This is a genomic window from Rhizobium johnstonii 3841 (assembly GCF_000009265.1).
Classification (GTDB): domain Bacteria; phylum Pseudomonadota; class Alphaproteobacteria; order Rhizobiales; family Rhizobiaceae; genus Rhizobium; species Rhizobium acaciae.
Map to the genome: position 1 here is coordinate 602,080 of NC_008384.1, position 14,526 is coordinate 616,605.

Genomic DNA, 14,526 nt, shown 5'->3' on the forward strand with positions numbered 1-14,526 from the left:
CAGACCTCCGTTCGTGTTGAGAAAGGACTAGCAGGTCTGTTTTGGTTTTTCAACTCGGAAGAAAGATTTTTTCTTTTAAGGCAAGTCAGCTTTTCGAGCTCTGCTGTGGATAGCTGATGATCGAGAGGTATTTGCTCGGCAATTTCACAAGCTGCTCCGGCCCATGCGGCGCATCGGCGTCGAAGAACAGGCTGTCGCCCGGCTGCATCTGGAAAAGCTGGTCGCCGTGACGGTAAACGACTTCGCCCTCGAGCATATAGAGAAACTCCATCCCCTCGTGCTGGAAGGTCGGGAAGATGTCGGAGTCGGTCGTCAGGGTGATGAGGTAGGGCTCGACGATGACGCCGCTGGTATTGTTGTCGATATGACCGAGCACATTATATTGGTGGCCGGCGCGCGTGCCGCGCCGTTCGAGCTCGATGCCCTGGCCTGCCTTGACGAAGACGGCGTTGCGCGGTTCCTCGAAACGGCGGAAGAAGGCCGTCAGCGGCACGCCAAGCGCCCGCGACAGCGACTGCAGCGTTGTCAGCGACGGCGAGATGTTGCCGTTCTCGATCTTCGACAGCATGCCGAGCGAAATGCCGGTCGCCGCCGCCAGATCGGTGACCGTAATGCCGAGTTTCTTGCGGTAGGCGCGCACCTCATGGCCGATCGCCATTTCGAGGTTGTTTTCCTTTGGCTCGCGGACGGCGTGAGGGTCCTGGGAAAAGGGAGCGCGTCCGCCCGCCTGTTCCGGTTGCTCTGCCGCTTCACGCCTGGATTTCATGGATTTTCCCCTGCCGCCATCTCTTTTGTCCAAAGGCAACCCTATCGTCATAGTGAAAATTCCTCAACCGTGAAGAAAACCTATTCCCGCCGTGCCTCACGCGGGGCGATGCCGTAGACGGCACGGAACATCCGGGAAAAATGGCTCAGGCTGGAAAAGCCGGTGGCCACCGCGATTTCCGAGACGGAAAGCGGGCTTTGCTTCAGCAGCCGATGGGCATGCTGCAGCCTGATCCTGCGGTACTGATCAAGGAAGGTGGTGCCGAGATGAGCCGCAAAGAGCCGGTCGAGATGGCGGGTGGTGACGCCGGCGATGCGCGCCATGGCGGCACGCTCCAGCGGCATCTCGATCGTCTCCTCCATCCGTTCGAGAACGTTGAGCAGACCGGGATGATGGACGCCGTAACGCTGCGCCAGCGAGGCGCGCTGGGGTGCAGCCGGCTCGTTGACCTCTGTATGAAGATACCAGTCGCTGACCCGGCGGGCGAAATCCGGCCCCATGCGCTCGGCGATCAGCACATGCATCATGTCGAGCGGTGCGATGCCGCCGCCGCAGGTAATCCGGTTGCCGTCGATCAGGAAGCGCGCCTGGCGCGGCGTGAGGTCCGGGAAGGCTTCGAGAAGGGCTGCGGCATGCTCCCAGTGGATGGTGAAATCGCGGCCGCCGAACAGTCCGGCGGCGGCCATCAGATAAGGCCCGCCCGAGATGCCGCCGATCCTCACCCCTTCGCGCGACAGCTGCCGCAAGCAGGAAAGCACGCCGGGATACCGCCAGTCGCGGGGTAAGCCGCCGGCGCAGACGAAGGCCGTTCCGAGACCCGAGCCTCTGAGGGGAAGAGGTTCGGCGGGGACGCTGACGCCCGAGGAAGAAAGCGCCGGTGCGCCATCCGGCGAGAAGACCTGCAGCCGATAGATCTCGCGTCCGGCCAGAAGATTTGCCGCCCTGAGCGGCTCGCTCGCCGAGGCATAGGACATCAGCGCAAATCCCGGGATGAGGATGAAGCCGATCGTCTGCACATTTCTGCTATCAAGCGAGGACATGTCTTATTCTTAGCGATTAATGTCCCTTCTGTGCAAGTCCGCCCTCCCCTTTCTGGCATCATGCAGCTGTTCTTTCCGGGGTGACCCATGCGCTATTCCGCTCTTTCGATTTTCCTGAACGGCCTTCGTGGCAACAAAGGCTGGGCGCCGGCCTGGCGCGACCCGGCCCCAAAGCCGCATTACGACGTCGTCATCGTTGGTGGCGGCGGCCATGGTCTTGCCACCGCCTATTATCTTGCCAAGGAATTCGGCGTCACCAATGTCGCCGTCCTCGAAAAGGGCTACCTCGGCTCCGGCAATATCGGCAGGAACACGACGATCATCCGCTCGAACTACCTGCTGCCGGGCAATAATCCCTTCTACGAGCTGTCGATGAAGCTTTGGGAGGGGCTGGAGCAGGACTTCAACTTCAACGCCATGGTCTCGCAGCGCGGCGTGCTCAACCTCTTCCATTCCGACGCCCAGCGCGACGCCTATACGCGCCGCGGCAATGCCATGCGGCTGCACGGGGTGGACGCCGAGCTTCTCGACCGCGAGGCGGTGCGCAGGAAATTGCCCTTTCTCGGCTTCGACAATGCCCGTTTCCCGATCATGGGCGGCCTGTTCCAGCCGCGCGGCGGCACGGTGCGCCATGATGCGGTCGCCTGGGGTTATGCGCGCGGCGCAGACAGCCGCGGCGTCGACATCATTACCCAGTGCGAGGTGACCGGCATCCGCCGCGAAAACGGTGAGGTGACCGGCGTTGAGACCAGTAAGGGCTTCATCGGCTGCGGCAAGCTGGCGCTTGCTGCCGCCGGCAACTCCACCGTCGTCGCCGATATGGCCGGCCTTCGCCTACCGATCGAAAGCCATGTGCTGCAGGCCTTCGTTTCGGAAGGGCTAAAACCGTTCATCGACACGGTCGTCACCTTCGGCGCCGGGCATTTCTACGCGTCCCAGTCGGACAAGGGCGGCCTCGTCTTCGGCGGTGACATCGACGGCTACAATTCCTATGCCCAGCGCGGCAATCTCGCTTGCGTCGAGCATGTCGCCGAAGCCGGGCTGGCGCTGATCCCGTCGCTGTCGCGCGTGCGGTATCTGCGCTCCTGGGGCGGCGTCATGGATATGAGCATGGACGGCTCGCCGATCATCGACCGCACCCATATCGACAATCTCTATCTCAACACCGGCTGGTGTTACGGCGGCTTCAAGGCCACGCCCGCCTCCGGCTTCTGCTACGCCCATCTGATCGCCCGCGATACGCCGCATCAGACCGCCCGCGCCTTCCGGCTCGACCGCTTCGCGCGCGGCTATCCGATCGACGAAAAGGGCGTCGGCGCCCAGCCCAATCTGCACTGAGGACATTTAAGATGGCGAGCCTGATTTCCTGTCCTCATTGCGGCGCCCGACCGAAGGAGGAGTTCTCGATCCGTGGCGATGCGGGCCTTGGCCGGCCGGCGCCGGATGCCGGTGCGGACGCCTGGTTCGATTATGTCTATCTGCGCGACAATCCGAGAGGCCGGCACAGCGAATATTGGCACCACTCTTCCGGATGCCGGCGCTGGCTGATCGTCGAACGCGATACCGTCACCCATGTGGTCCATGGCGTCCGCGATGCCGCTCTTTCCAAGCTCGGCGGAGAACCGGCATGACGAGCTTCCGTCTTTCCTCCGGCGGCCGCATCGACCGCGCCACGACGCTCGGCTTCACCTTCGACGGCAAGCCGCTCGAAGGCCATCCGGGCGATACGCTCGCCTCGGCGCTGCTTGCCAACGGCGTCCAGCTCGTCGGCCGCAGCTTCAAATATCATCGCCCGCGCGGCATCCTGACGGCGGGGGCGGCCGAACCGAACGCGCTGGTGACGACGGGCAGCGGTGGGCGCACCGAACCGAATACGCGCGCGACGATGATCGAGCTTCATGAGGGGCTGACGGCAAAGAGCCAGAACCGCTGGCCTTCGCTCGGCTTTGATGTCGGCGCGGTCAACGGGCTGCTGTCGCCCTTCCTCAGCGCCGGTTTCTACTACAAGACCTTCATGTGGCCGGCGGCGCTTTGGGAAAAGCTCTATGAGCCGGTGATCCGCAAGGCGGCGGGCCTCGGCAGGGCCTCCTACGAGGCCGACCCCGATTCCTACGAGAAATGCTGGGCGCATTGCGATCTTCTGGTGATCGGCGCCGGCCCCGCCGGTCTTGCCGCGGCGCTGACCGCCGGCCGCGCCGGTGCGCGCGTCATCCTCGCCGACGAGGGATCCGAACTGGGCGGCAGCCTGCTTTCCGACAGCGGCACCATTGACGGCAAGCCGGCGGACGCGCTTCTCGGCGAGCTGCTTGCCGAGCTGGCGAACCTGGAGAATGTGCGCCGGTTGCCGCGCATGACGGTGTTCGGCTGGTACGACGACAATGTCTTCGGCGCCGTCGAACGGGTGCAGAAGCATGTGGCGATGCCCGATCCGGAACGTCCGGTCGAACGATTGTGGCGTATCGTCGCCCGCCAGGCGATCCTTGCGACCGGCGCCGAAGAGCGTCCGCTCGTCTTCGGCGGTAACGATATTCCCGGTGTGATGATGGCAGGCGCGATGCGTAGCTATCTCAATCGGCAGGCGGTCGCGCCCGGCAGAAGCACTGTCATCTTTACCACCAACGATGCCGGATATCGCACCGCCGCCGATCTCGAGGCCGCCGGCCTCGCAGTTACGGCGATCGTCGACAGCCGCGCGGATGCGGCCGCGAGCTGGCAGGGCCGCGCCGAAGTGCTAAAGGGCGCCAGGGTCATCGATGCTTTTGGCGGCAAGCGCCTGCGCGGCGTCAGCGTCGAGACCGCAAGCGGCATCCGCCGGATCGAAGCCGATGCGCTTGCCATGTCGGGCGGCTGGAGCCCGATCATTCATCTTGCCTGCCATCGCGGCGCAAAACCGCAATGGTCGGACGAGGCATCGGCGTTTCTGGCGCCTGTCCAGCAGGAAGGTCTGACCGTTGCCGGCTCGGCCGCCGGCATGGTGCAAACCGCGACCTGCCTCGGTGATGGCGCCGCAAAGGCAGCTGCCGCGTTGAAGGCGATCGGTTTCGCAGCGGCGGAGCCGGCCTTTGCACCGGCGTCCGAGGCGGTTGCACAGGCAAAGCCGCTCTGGTCGGTCAAGGGTTCGAAGGGCAAGGCTTTCGTCGACTATCAGAATGACGTGCATCTCAAGGATCTGGGTCTCGCCGTCCGCGAAGGCTATGGCCATGTCGAGCTCGCCAAGCGTTACACCACATCAGGCATGGCGACCGACCAGGGCAAGCTTTCCAACATCAACGCCATCGGCATCCTTGCCGAGGCGCGCGGCGTGTCGCCCGCCGAGGTGGGAACGACGACCTTCCGGCCCTTCTACACGCCGGTCTCCTTCGGCGCTTTGACCGGGGCATCGCGCGGCAAACATTTCCAGCCGGCCCGCAAATCGCCGCTGCATGGCTGGGCTGAGAAGAACGGCGCGGTCTTCGTCGAAACCGGCCTGTGGTACCGGTCCTCCTGGTTTCCGCGCGCCGGTGAGGCGACGTGGCGCGACAGCGTTGACCGCGAGGTGCTGAACATCCGGAAGAATGCCGGCCTCTGCGACGTCTCGACCCTCGGCAAGATCGAAATATCAGGGAAGGATGCCGCGACCTTCCTCGATCGCATCTATTGCAACGGCTTCGCCAAGCTCGCCGTTGGCAAGGCGCGTTACGGCATCATGCTGCGTGAGGACGGCTTCATCTATGACGACGGCACCGCCAGCCGGTTCAGTGACGACCATTTCTTCATGACGACGACGACCGCACTTGCCGCCGGCGTGCTGACCCATCTCGAATTCTGCGCCCAGACGCTCTGGCCGGAACTCGACGTCTGCTTCGCCTCCTCGACCGATCAATGGGCGCAGATGGCCGTCGCCGGGCCGAAGTCGCGTACGATTCTCCAGGAGATCGTCGATGAGGACCTGTCGGATGCGGCCTTCCCCTTCATGAGTGCTCGCAAGGTCTCCCTCTTCGGCGGCCAACTTGAAGGCCGGCTCTTCCGGATTTCCTTCTCGGGCGAACTCGCCTACGAGCTGGCAGTACCATCAGGTTACGGCGAAAGCGTTGCCGATGCGGTCATGGCGGCGGGCGAGAAACATGGCATCTGCGCCTACGGCGCCGAAGCGCTCGGCGTCATGCGCATCGAAAAGGGCCATGTCACCCATGCCGAGATCAACGGCACGGTGACGCCTGGTGATCTCGGTTTCGGCCGCATGGTTTCATCAACCAAGCCGGATTTCATCGGCAAGGCAATGCTTGCCCGGGAAGGGTTGCAGGATCCCGAGCGGCCGCGCCTCGTCGGCGTCAAGCCGCTCAATCCGGCAAGCGGCTTCCGCACCGGATCGCATATTCTTGCCGAGGGTGCTGCAGCGACGCTCGAAAACGACCAGGGTTACGTCACCTCAAGCGCCTTTTCGCCGGGGCTCGGCCATACGATCGGCCTGGCGCTCGTCAGGCGTGGGCCGGAGCGCATCGGTGAAAAGGTGACGGTCTGGAACGGCCTGCGCAACGAATTCACCGATGCGGTGCTCTGCCATCCCGTCTTCATCGATCCAGATAACGAGAAGCTGCATGCGTGATCTTCCGCAACACAGACCGGTTCTGGCCGGCATGGCATATAACGGTTTCTCAGAGGCGGGCGTACGGCTGGAAGCCTTGCCGGAGGGCCATCTCCTGCATGTGCTCGGCGCAATCGAGCCATCCGTGCTCGCCGCGGAATTGGTGAAAGCAGGCTTTGCGAAAAGTTCGATCCGCAAGGCCGGTTTCCGCCAATGGTTCGTCGCCGGCGACGAGCCGCTAGTCCCCACCAGCCTCGATGCTCTCGTGGCAGGGCTTGCGGGAAAGGCCTTCGTCATGGACCAGAGCCACGGGCGCGTGCGTATCGGCGTTTCCGGCCGCTCTTCGCGAGCGCTTCTCTCAAGGGGGACCGCCGTCGATCTCGATCCCTCCGTCTTTCCGGAAGGCCATTCGGTCATGACGATGGTCGGTCATCTCTCCGTGCAGATCGTCCGCACCGGCGATGACAGCTTCGAACTCACTGTCCTGCGCAGTTTTGCCGAAAGCCTCTGGGACGATCTCACGCATATGGCTGCCAGCGCCGAAAAGGACGGCGTCTGACAGAGCATGATGCCGAAAAGTGTGAGCGGTTTTCGGATGGCATCCTATTCTAGAGGCGGCTTTCGATCGTTTTAAGCTGTATGCAGCGCGGCGGCGCCGACCCATTCGGGGCGCTCGGCGCCTTGCAGCTCTTCCAGCGCATCGGCGGCAAAGCTCGGCACGACACCGGTCCACAGCAGTGCGCCGTCGGGATTGGAATGGCCGTCACCCTCGAGCTTGTAGATGCTTTCGACGATATACTGGCCGTCATTGTTCAGGCCCTTGATCTCGGAGATCTCGATCACCCGGCGCCTTCCGGTGCGCTTGAAGCGGGCGATCTGCACGACGACGTCGACCGCCGAGGCGATCTGGGCGCGCAGCGGCCGAAGCGGCATGTCGATATCAGACATCAGCGCCAGCGTTTCCAGCCGGTGCAGGGAATCATAGGGCGTGTTCGCATGCACCGTCGAAAGGCTGCCGCTGTGACCCGAGGTCATCGCCTGGATCATATCGAGCGCCTCGCCGCCGCGGCACTCGCCGACGATGACCCGGTCCGGCCGCATGCGCAGCGACGAGCGGAACAGGTCGCGAATGCTGGCGCCGCCGCGGCCGAAACGGTCAGGCTTCGTCACTTCGAGATAGACCACGTGTTCCTTGCGGATCTGCAGTTCGGACGTGTCCTCGATGACGATGATGCGCTCGTGGTCGGCAAAGGCTTCCGACAGCGCGTTCAGCATCGTCGTCTTGCCGGTGCCGGTGCCGCCGGAGATGATGACGTTCTTCTGCAGCCCGACGGCCGCCTGCAGCAGCGTCAGCGACTGGTCGGTCAGGCTGCCCTGGGTGACGAGATCGCGAATGCTGCGATGTTCCTTCAAAAAGCGGCGAATGGAGATGCAGAGCCCGGTGCGGGAGGCGGGCGGCTGGATCATCTGCACGCGCGAACCATCCGGCAGACGCGCCTCGATGCTTGGCTCCTCTGGCGTCAGCCGCTTGCCGGAGAACTGCGCGATGCTGCGCGCGGCCGATTCCAGATCCTCACGACTGGCGAAACGCGTATCGGCCCGTTCGAGCTTGCCTCGCCTTTCGACGAAGATATCGGACGTGCCGTTGATCAGGATTTCGGACACGCTCGGATCATCGAGGAGAAAACGGATCGGCCCGAGCAGCTTGTCCAGCGCACGGGTCAGGACCTGAAAGGTCGCCTGCTCGGCAGCGTCGTCGGAAACGGCCTTCATCAGAGTGGCATCCCGACCAGGACCGTGCTCATGCCGAACAGCGTCGCCATCATCTGAACCGCAGTCGGAAAGAACATCATCAATGGAATGAGGACCAATCCAAGTATTAAGATGCTGCTCATCGTTTCCATTGTTCTCTCTCCGGATGGACTGGCGGGCGATACCCACCATTTGACGAAAGCTTAATCCAGATCGCCAAACAACGCCATGGCCAGGCCCCGCGGAGGCAGTCATTATGATCGTCACGCGCCGTTTCTTCTATCGCTTTGAAAGAATTGACCAATTATGGAGCAGTAGACGAGGCTTTGCAAGGTTGACAAAAACTTCGGCCATGCAGGTAAAACTGCAGCTTATTCAATCGGTTAGTTGAAAAAATATGACGTCAACTGCGATTGTGCCGGCGATGCCTCCAAGACAATTGGAACCCTTCGTTTCGTTTGCTTGACGGAGGGCTGGCCTTGGGCGCACTCTTGGGTCTTAATGGTGTTGCTCAACAAACGTTGGCCGCCGGGGAAGATAAGCTGAAGCAGAAAATATCATTGGATCGAGCAACATGCTCGTTCGGATCGATAGCATATGCTTGGTTCATCTTCACCAGGGCTTCGAACCGAAACAAACCTGGGAATGAGGAGTAATCACATGTTTGGTAAACTCAAGACTCTCGCAATTGCACTTCACAAGGACGAACGCGGCGACATGGCCCAGATCGTCCTGGCCGTCGCCCTGATCGTCATTCCGCTGATGCTGATCCTGCTCGCATTCGGCAAACAGATCGGCGAATGGTTCAACGAAAAGAACACGGCGCTCTCGGATGCCGAGAGAATTCCTGAGCCGGGTCAATAAGCGGGTCGGGATCATGGATACGACCTATGATCTGACCCTGATGCCTGCGGCGGCGGCTCTTGCCGTCGCCTGCACCATGACCGCGGCGGTGCTCGACCATCGCCACGGTCATATCCCGAACGCCGTCACCTATCCTTGCCTGCTTGGCGGGTTCATGTTGGCAGCAGTCAGCGGCGGTCTCGCAGGGATAGGGCTTGCCTTTGCAGGCCTCCTTGCAGCCGGCCTGATCTTCATCATCGCCTTCGCAGCCGGAAGCTGCGGCGGCGGCGACGTCAAGCTGATGGCGGCGCTCGGCGCCATTCTTGGCCTCTGGCCCGCCATCGACGTCACACTTGCATCGCTGATGGCCGGCGGCGTGATCGCCGTTTTCTCCATGGCGCGGCGTGTTCAGTGGAGCGTGCTGGCCCGAACGGTCGGACTGTTTGCGCTTCTCCTGCCTGCCGGTTTCCGCGATGCCGCTTCGGTGCTGAAGCCGCGCGAAACCCATCATACCGTCCGCTTCGGCGTTGCCGCTGCTCTCGGACTTCTCTGGTGCCTTTTCATGCCCGATTTCACCCCTCTTTCATTCGTGAGGTAACGGCAATGCGCGCGGAACTCGAACGCCCCATCTTCGACGGTGCATTCTGGAGTTCGATCCTGCACTCGCGGACCTTCTGGGTCCCTCAGGATCACGGCGCGCTCCTCGGTACCTTTGTGATCGCCATGATGCTGCTTGCCTCGATGCTGCTGCTGCCGCGGCTTTCCGCCCGCCGGCGCCGGATATCGGAGCTGCACGGCGATATGTCCGGCAGCACGACGATGATGGATTTCGTGCTCGTGACACCGGTCTTCGTCTTCTTCATGTTCGTGGTCTTCCAGTTCACGATCCTGGCCAAGAACCACCTCTTCACTCATTATGCCGCCTATGCGGCGGCCCGCAGCGCCCGCGTCTATTTCTGCCCGGCTTTTCCGATCACGCTTAGAAGCATCATCGACGTCAAGACTTGCGATGACGATGCTGCCGCCGGCAAGGCCGATCTTGCCGCCCGCCTGGCGCTGATCCCGGCCGCACCCTACGACCAGCTGAAATGCGTCGGCGCCTGCCAGCCGCCGGAAGATGCGCTGAAAAGCCTTGCCGATGCCTCGGGCCTTTCGAAGAACTGGCGCGCGATGCGCAACCAGGCCCGCTACATGTTCGACCCACAGAACGTCACCGTGACGGTCGACCGCGCGCCGATGGCGCTCTATGCCGCCATCAACCGCTCGCCGCATGTGCCGGTCACCGCCAAGGTGGAAGCGCGCTTCCTGCTGCTCGAATATGCCGGCTGGGTCTTTGCCCGCGGCCAGAGGAAGGACGGCCGCTACTACACGATCTCGACGGCGGAGGTGAACCTGCTATGACACCGACCCTTATCAAGCGCCTGCACCGCGACGAACGCGGCTTCCTGTCGCCGATCATTCTCTACATGACGATCGCGCTCGCGTTGATGATCGTCTGGATCCTGAATACGGGACAGATGATCTACGACAAGCAGCGCACGCAGGACACGGCGGATGCCGCAGCACTCGTCCATGCCGACTGGGAAGCCCGCTATCTCAACATCATGGCGATGAACAACGTCGCCTCCTCGCAGGCAACGGTCGTCATGGCGACCTCGGTAGCCTTCCAGCTGACGACGGCGGAACTGGCCCTGCGCTCGGGCGTCATCCTCGCGAAACTCGCCGAATACTCTTTCACGGATGGCTTCGGCCCGGCGTCGCTCCTGCCGCCGATGCCGCCGATGCCGCATTGCCCGGGCTGGCAGAAGATCCCGGTCATCGGTGGCATCATCTACGGTGCTTGCCTGGCGTTCCAGGGGGTCCGGGCGATAGGAGCCACCAAGGCGATTGCATATACGGTAAAAGCACAGATCGATTATGATCCCTGGGGCCTCATCGTGAAGTCCAGCGACATCATCGACGCCATGAATGATCTCAACGACTACCTCGTCGAGAGCTTTCCGCAGCGGGTCGGCAACGAAGCCCTGCATCTGGTGCGCCTGAACAAGTCGGATCACGTCGTCTTCCATCCGCCGTGCGAGTCCTGCAATAACGCCGGAGAGGGAGCCGGGGGTAACCTGCCGGTCGATCGCGACGGCATCAATCCCGCCTCGGCCTATGCTGAAATGTGCCTCGCCATGACCTATGGCACCCAGGGGCAGGACCCGTTCCTCATGCGCGGCGAGTTTGCCAATCGCGGCTTCCCCAACGGCAAGGGTCCGTTGACCGCAGGCGGCGTCGACGGCAGCCATATCCGCGACTGGGTCAACCACGAGAGCGGCATCGACGATGCTTTAGTGGACTTCTACATCTTTTATGAAGCCTTCGGCCCGGCCTATCTGAGCAAGATCCCATTCAAGGCGATCATCGAGCAATTTGGCGATCTCAGCTGGTGGCAGGAACTGCTGCTCGATGGCAGCTTCTTTATCGCCGAGGAATTCTTCGGCATCGAATTTGGCATCGTGAACCCCTTTCAGCTGCCGATCGACAAGCCACCGCGCTATTCCGACAAGCAGACAAAAGACGAGAACGATTTCACCCGCAAGTTCGACACGATCTGGAATGGGGTCTGCAGCCCGGCGGGCGCTGCGATTTCGATGGCAGGCGCACTGCCCGTCATCTCCTTCCCGAAGCCTTATTGGCTGAAGGGACGCACACCTTTCAACTTCACGCCCTTTGGTGGCGAGCAACTCGACGACTACCAGACGCTGGCGATCGTTTCGCGCGCCCCGCGCGCCAGGCTCCAGATCCGCATCTTCAAGGACAAGACACCGTCCGCCTACGCCTTGGCGCAGAGCTGGGTCCACAATTACACGGCCTTCGACCTCTACACGCAGGACTGGCTGGCATCGCTGGCGCCCGCCACGCTTGCCGACGATATCGGCGAAGTTTCGAACACCATCAAGCAGAGCCCGGCGGCCGATAGTTTTACCGGCTTGACGCGCGTCTTCGATCAAGGAGGAGCCAATGCCTGGGCTGCCGTCAACACACACTGAGCCTAAGAGCGGTCCTCCGGGCCGCGGGCTGCTGATGCGGCTGCACCGCGACAGGCGCGGTCTGGCCTCGATCGAATTCGTGCTCGCCGCGCCGGTCATCCTGCTGATCGTGATTTTCGTCATCCATGCGAACAAGATTTCCACCAAGAAGGTCGGAACCATGCTTGCCATGCGAAACGCCGCCTTCGCCGAAGCGAATGGGCTGGACTGCACGTCGGATTTCTCGAACGTCTTCCCGATCCCGGCCTTGCCGGCACTGCCCGGACGCGACGCCATGAGCTGCTCGCGCACGCCATCGCATGAAGGCGGCGGCGACCCTCAGCGCACCTTTGTCTGGGACGACGTACAGAATACCTTAAAGAACGGCCGCGATTTCGGCGACATGGTCGGCGACCTCGCCAATGAAAAGCCGCAGCTCGTGACCGCGACGGCCGACCGGGTCTACAAATTCAGGGATTCCGACGATCTCGACACGATCCGGAGCCTCCGCTGGAAGGACGCCTTCACGGTCGACGACTCGACACTGTTTGCCTCCCACAACAACGATACCACGAGCCGCGGCTACGATCCGACGCTGCGCCGGGAAATCCGCGATGTGGCCGACGATTCGGGCGATCTGTTCGACGGCGTCTTTCCGGGAGCGGAATAAGATGAGACAGGGCTCGCGCATCTCCTTCCGTTTCGCCGGCCATCTCACCGGTTTACTGCTCGTCATCGGGCTCGCCGCCGCCACGGCCACACCGGGTCGCGCCGAAATCTACAAGGATTTCAAAGTGACGCTGAATTCGATGCTGGCCGGCATCCTCGGCGCGCCGGAGCGCGCGCCGCGCGATCTCGTCATCAACGGCCAACCGCTTGAATTCACGCCCTACCAGAGCGACCGCAGCATTTCCGATATCACCGACGAATGGCTGCGGGTGCTGGCCGCCAATACACGGCCGGCCTTGCCCAGGAGCGATAACAAGGAAGAACTGACCGCCGTCATTGCCGCCAACATGCTGATCGTCCCGAAGACGAGCCGCATCCGCGACGATCTCGCCGTGGTGGTGCGGTTCTTCGACGGCGACGGCGAGGCGGCCCTCGACTATCTCCGCCGGCAGGATCCCAAAAATCCTTCGGCAAGAGCGCCGATCCCGGGCGTCTCGATCATGATCCGCCGTCCCGCCGATGCGCCGAGGACCGAGGTGCTGATGAGCCGCTTCGAGGATGTTGCCTCGACGCTGCCGGCCTTCGCGGCTCCGGCTGATATCAGCAAGCTGCCGATGTCGCTGCGTCCGCCGGCCGGTGTCGAGGTGCTGAGCGATATCGGCGATCGCGACAGGGGCCACACGTCGCGCACGGTCGTGTCGAAAGGCACGCTGTCGGCCTCGCGCTGGTCCGATCAGCGCGCCGATCTGCTTGCCCGCGACGGCTTCACCATCGAGACGCCGCCGGCGCAGCGCGGCGGGGTCACTGCCCTTTACGGCCGGCGCGGCAGCGTCGAGGCCAACGTTTTGTACACTCGCAGCAAAACCGACGGCCGGACCGTCGAGGTCATTCAAATCAGGCAACCCTTCGTAGGGGGAACAACACCATGAACTGGAAGCTCATCGCGGCTGTCATCGTCGGGCTCATCACCGGCGTTCTGCTCTATTTCTGGACCGAGAGCGTCAAGAACGAGCAGACGGCCTATGCCTTCATGCGGCTCCAGCCCGACAGGAAGGTCACACGAGGACAGGCGATTACGCCCGACATGCTCGCCGAACCGGTGATGCTGCCGGAAAGCTTCGGGGCGCTCGCCAAACTCGCGGTTCCCGCCGCCAGCGCCTATCAAGAATGGCTGAAGGACAGGACGGCTGCGAGCGACATTCCGGCCGGCTCGGTGCTGCTCTTCCAGTATTTCGACGATACCGACGGCGGACGCCTGACGACGATGATCGCGCCTGGCAAGCGGGCGCTGACCCTTCCCGTCAACGCAGCCGCGGCCGTCGGCCATTTCGTCGAGCCGGGCAGCTATGTCGATATCCTCGGCACGGTCGACGAACCGGTCGAGCCCGTGGCGCCGGCCGCCGCGACCCAGCCGGGCGCCCCTGGTCAGGCACCCGCCGTGCCGGGTCAGCCTCCCGCTGTGGCCGGACAACCGACGGCTCCAGCCCAGCCGCAGTCGCCGGTCGAGCAGATGCTGAAGAACTATCTCACCCAGTATCCAGGCGCCGACGAGAACGATGTCAACGCTTACCGCAAACAGGCGCAGGATTATAAACTCGGCATCAGCTCGCGCACCCGCGTCGTCACCCGCACCTTCCTGCAGAATGTCAAGGTTCTGGCCGTCGGCGCGGCGACGACGGCGGAGGGTGCGGTCACCAAGGCCAACAGCACCTACAACAATGTCACCGTCGAAGTGACGCCGTCGGAGGCTGAAATGCTGATTTTTGCCATGGGCCAGTCGAACGGCAGCCTGAACCTCGTGCTGCGCAATCCGGCCGACAATACCGTCGAGGACCTGCCGAGCATCAATTGGACGCGCATGTGACCGCCGCGGGGGAA

General features: G+C 62.8%; 15 protein-coding genes. 11 read left to right on the top strand and 4 right to left on the bottom strand.

What is annotated here, in order from left to right; translation table 11 throughout:
- Positions 1–85: 85 nt before the first annotated feature.
- Complete coding sequence (locus RL_RS32575) at positions 86–766, bottom strand: helix-turn-helix domain-containing protein (protein ID WP_028741877.1); 681 nt, start codon at positions 764–766, stop codon at positions 86–88.
- Positions 767–846: 80 nt separating this feature from the next.
- A complete protein-coding gene (locus tag RL_RS32580) occupies positions 847–1,806 on the bottom strand; it encodes a GlxA family transcriptional regulator (RefSeq protein WP_011655285.1) in 960 nt (319 codons plus the stop codon).
- An 87-nt stretch (positions 1,807–1,893) separates the two neighbouring features.
- On the opposite strand from RL_RS32580, the gene RL_RS32585 reads away from it, so the two are divergent.
- From RL_RS32585 to RL_RS32600, 4 genes are read left to right on the top strand one after another with little or no spacing between them, the layout of a single operon-like run.
- Entirely contained in the window at positions 1,894–3,144 is a 1,251-nt protein-coding gene (locus RL_RS32585; protein WP_011655286.1) for a sarcosine oxidase subunit beta family protein, read from the top strand.
- A gap of 11 nt (positions 3,145–3,155) precedes the next feature.
- On the top strand, positions 3,156–3,437 hold the full coding sequence (locus RL_RS32590) for a sarcosine oxidase subunit delta (RefSeq protein ID WP_011655287.1): 282 nt from the start codon (positions 3,156–3,158) through the stop codon (positions 3,435–3,437).
- Complete coding sequence (locus RL_RS32595; RefSeq protein WP_011655288.1) at positions 3,434–6,391, top strand: sarcosine oxidase subunit alpha family protein; 2,958 nt, start codon at positions 3,434–3,436, stop codon at positions 6,389–6,391. Before RL_RS32590 ends, RL_RS32595 begins: the two co-directional genes overlap by 4 nt.
- Positions 6,384–6,929, top strand: coding sequence for a sarcosine oxidase subunit gamma (locus RL_RS32600; protein ID WP_011655289.1), 546 nt, complete (start codon positions 6,384–6,386; stop codon positions 6,927–6,929). Before RL_RS32595 ends, RL_RS32600 begins: the two co-directional genes overlap by 8 nt.
- A 71-nt stretch (positions 6,930–7,000) precedes the next feature.
- Here the strand turns inward: RL_RS32600 and RL_RS32605 are convergent, their stop codons facing one another.
- Entirely contained in the window at positions 7,001–8,143 is a 1,143-nt protein-coding gene (locus tag RL_RS32605) for a CpaF family protein (protein ID WP_041936939.1), read from the bottom strand.
- Complete coding sequence (locus RL_RS41075; protein WP_012763633.1) at positions 8,143–8,274, bottom strand: hypothetical protein; 132 nt, start codon at positions 8,272–8,274, stop codon at positions 8,143–8,145. Before RL_RS41075 ends, RL_RS32605 begins: the two co-directional genes overlap by 1 nt.
- Positions 8,275–8,782: 508 nt before the next feature.
- On the opposite strand from RL_RS41075, the gene RL_RS32610 reads away from it, so the two are divergent.
- Genes RL_RS32610 through RL_RS32640 form a run of 7 tightly spaced genes read left to right on the top strand, consistent with a single transcriptional unit; the run spans position 8,783 to position 14,512 of the window.
- Positions 8,783–8,986 carry a hypothetical protein gene (locus tag RL_RS32610; RefSeq protein ID WP_003548168.1) on the top strand — a complete coding sequence of 68 codons (204 nt, stop codon included), beginning with the start codon at positions 8,783–8,785 and terminating at the stop codon, positions 8,984–8,986.
- Between the two features lie 13 nt (positions 8,987–8,999).
- Positions 9,000–9,563, top strand: coding sequence for an A24 family peptidase (locus RL_RS32615; protein WP_011655292.1), 564 nt, complete (start codon positions 9,000–9,002; stop codon positions 9,561–9,563).
- Between the two features lie 5 nt (positions 9,564–9,568).
- The gene (locus tag RL_RS32620) at positions 9,569–10,366 is read left to right on the top strand and encodes a TadE/TadG family type IV pilus assembly protein (RefSeq protein ID WP_011655293.1); all 798 of its coding nucleotides are present in this window, start codon (positions 9,569–9,571) and stop codon (positions 10,364–10,366) included.
- The gene (locus tag RL_RS32625; RefSeq protein ID WP_011655294.1) at positions 10,363–12,000 is read left to right on the top strand and encodes a Tad domain-containing protein; all 1,638 of its coding nucleotides are present in this window, start codon (positions 10,363–10,365) and stop codon (positions 11,998–12,000) included. Before RL_RS32620 ends, RL_RS32625 begins: the two co-directional genes overlap by 4 nt.
- Positions 11,972–12,649: a TadE/TadG family type IV pilus assembly protein gene (locus RL_RS32630; protein WP_003548177.1), complete on the top strand. Its 678-nt coding sequence runs from the start codon at positions 11,972–11,974 to the stop codon at positions 12,647–12,649. Before RL_RS32625 ends, RL_RS32630 begins: the two co-directional genes overlap by 29 nt.
- Before the next feature lies 1 nt (position 12,650).
- Positions 12,651–13,577 (top strand): hypothetical protein, encoded by a 927-nt coding sequence (locus RL_RS32635; protein ID WP_011655296.1) that lies wholly within the window; start codon positions 12,651–12,653, stop codon positions 13,575–13,577.
- Positions 13,574–14,512, top strand: a complete 939-nt coding sequence (locus RL_RS32640) for a Flp pilus assembly protein CpaB (RefSeq protein ID WP_003548181.1) — start codon at positions 13,574–13,576, stop codon at positions 14,510–14,512. Before RL_RS32635 ends, RL_RS32640 begins: the two co-directional genes overlap by 4 nt.
- Positions 14,513–14,526: the final 14 nt, after the last annotated feature.

Coding starts and splice junctions, on each gene's coding strand:
- RL_RS32585 (WP_011655286.1), top strand. CDS start 1,894: ATGCGCTATTCCGCTCTTTCGATTTTCCTGAACGGCCTTCGTGGCAAC.
- RL_RS32615 (WP_011655292.1), top strand. CDS start 9,000: ATGGATACGACCTATGATCTGACCCTGATGCCTGCGGCGGCGGCTCTT.
- RL_RS32630 (WP_003548177.1), top strand. CDS start 11,972: ATGCCTGGGCTGCCGTCAACACACACTGAGCCTAAGAGCGGTCCTCCG.
- RL_RS32605 (WP_041936939.1), bottom strand. CDS start 8,143: ATGAAGGCCGTTTCCGACGACGCTGCCGAGCAGGCGACCTTTCAGGTC.
- RL_RS32635 (WP_011655296.1), top strand. CDS start 12,651: ATGAGACAGGGCTCGCGCATCTCCTTCCGTTTCGCCGGCCATCTCACC.
- RL_RS32620 (WP_011655293.1), top strand. CDS start 9,569: ATGCGCGCGGAACTCGAACGCCCCATCTTCGACGGTGCATTCTGGAGT.
- RL_RS32595 (WP_011655288.1), top strand. CDS start 3,434: ATGACGAGCTTCCGTCTTTCCTCCGGCGGCCGCATCGACCGCGCCACG.
- RL_RS32600 (WP_011655289.1), top strand. CDS start 6,384: ATGCGTGATCTTCCGCAACACAGACCGGTTCTGGCCGGCATGGCATAT.
- RL_RS32625 (WP_011655294.1), top strand. CDS start 10,363: ATGACACCGACCCTTATCAAGCGCCTGCACCGCGACGAACGCGGCTTC.
- RL_RS32575 (WP_028741877.1), bottom strand. CDS start 766: ATGAAATCCAGGCGTGAAGCGGCAGAGCAACCGGAACAGGCGGGCGGA.
- RL_RS41075 (WP_012763633.1), bottom strand. CDS start 8,274: ATGGAAACGATGAGCAGCATCTTAATACTTGGATTGGTCCTCATTCCA.
- RL_RS32610 (WP_003548168.1), top strand. CDS start 8,783: ATGTTTGGTAAACTCAAGACTCTCGCAATTGCACTTCACAAGGACGAA.
- RL_RS32590 (WP_011655287.1), top strand. CDS start 3,156: ATGGCGAGCCTGATTTCCTGTCCTCATTGCGGCGCCCGACCGAAGGAG.
- RL_RS32580 (WP_011655285.1), bottom strand. CDS start 1,806: ATGTCCTCGCTTGATAGCAGAAATGTGCAGACGATCGGCTTCATCCTC.
- RL_RS32640 (WP_003548181.1), top strand. CDS start 13,574: ATGAACTGGAAGCTCATCGCGGCTGTCATCGTCGGGCTCATCACCGGC.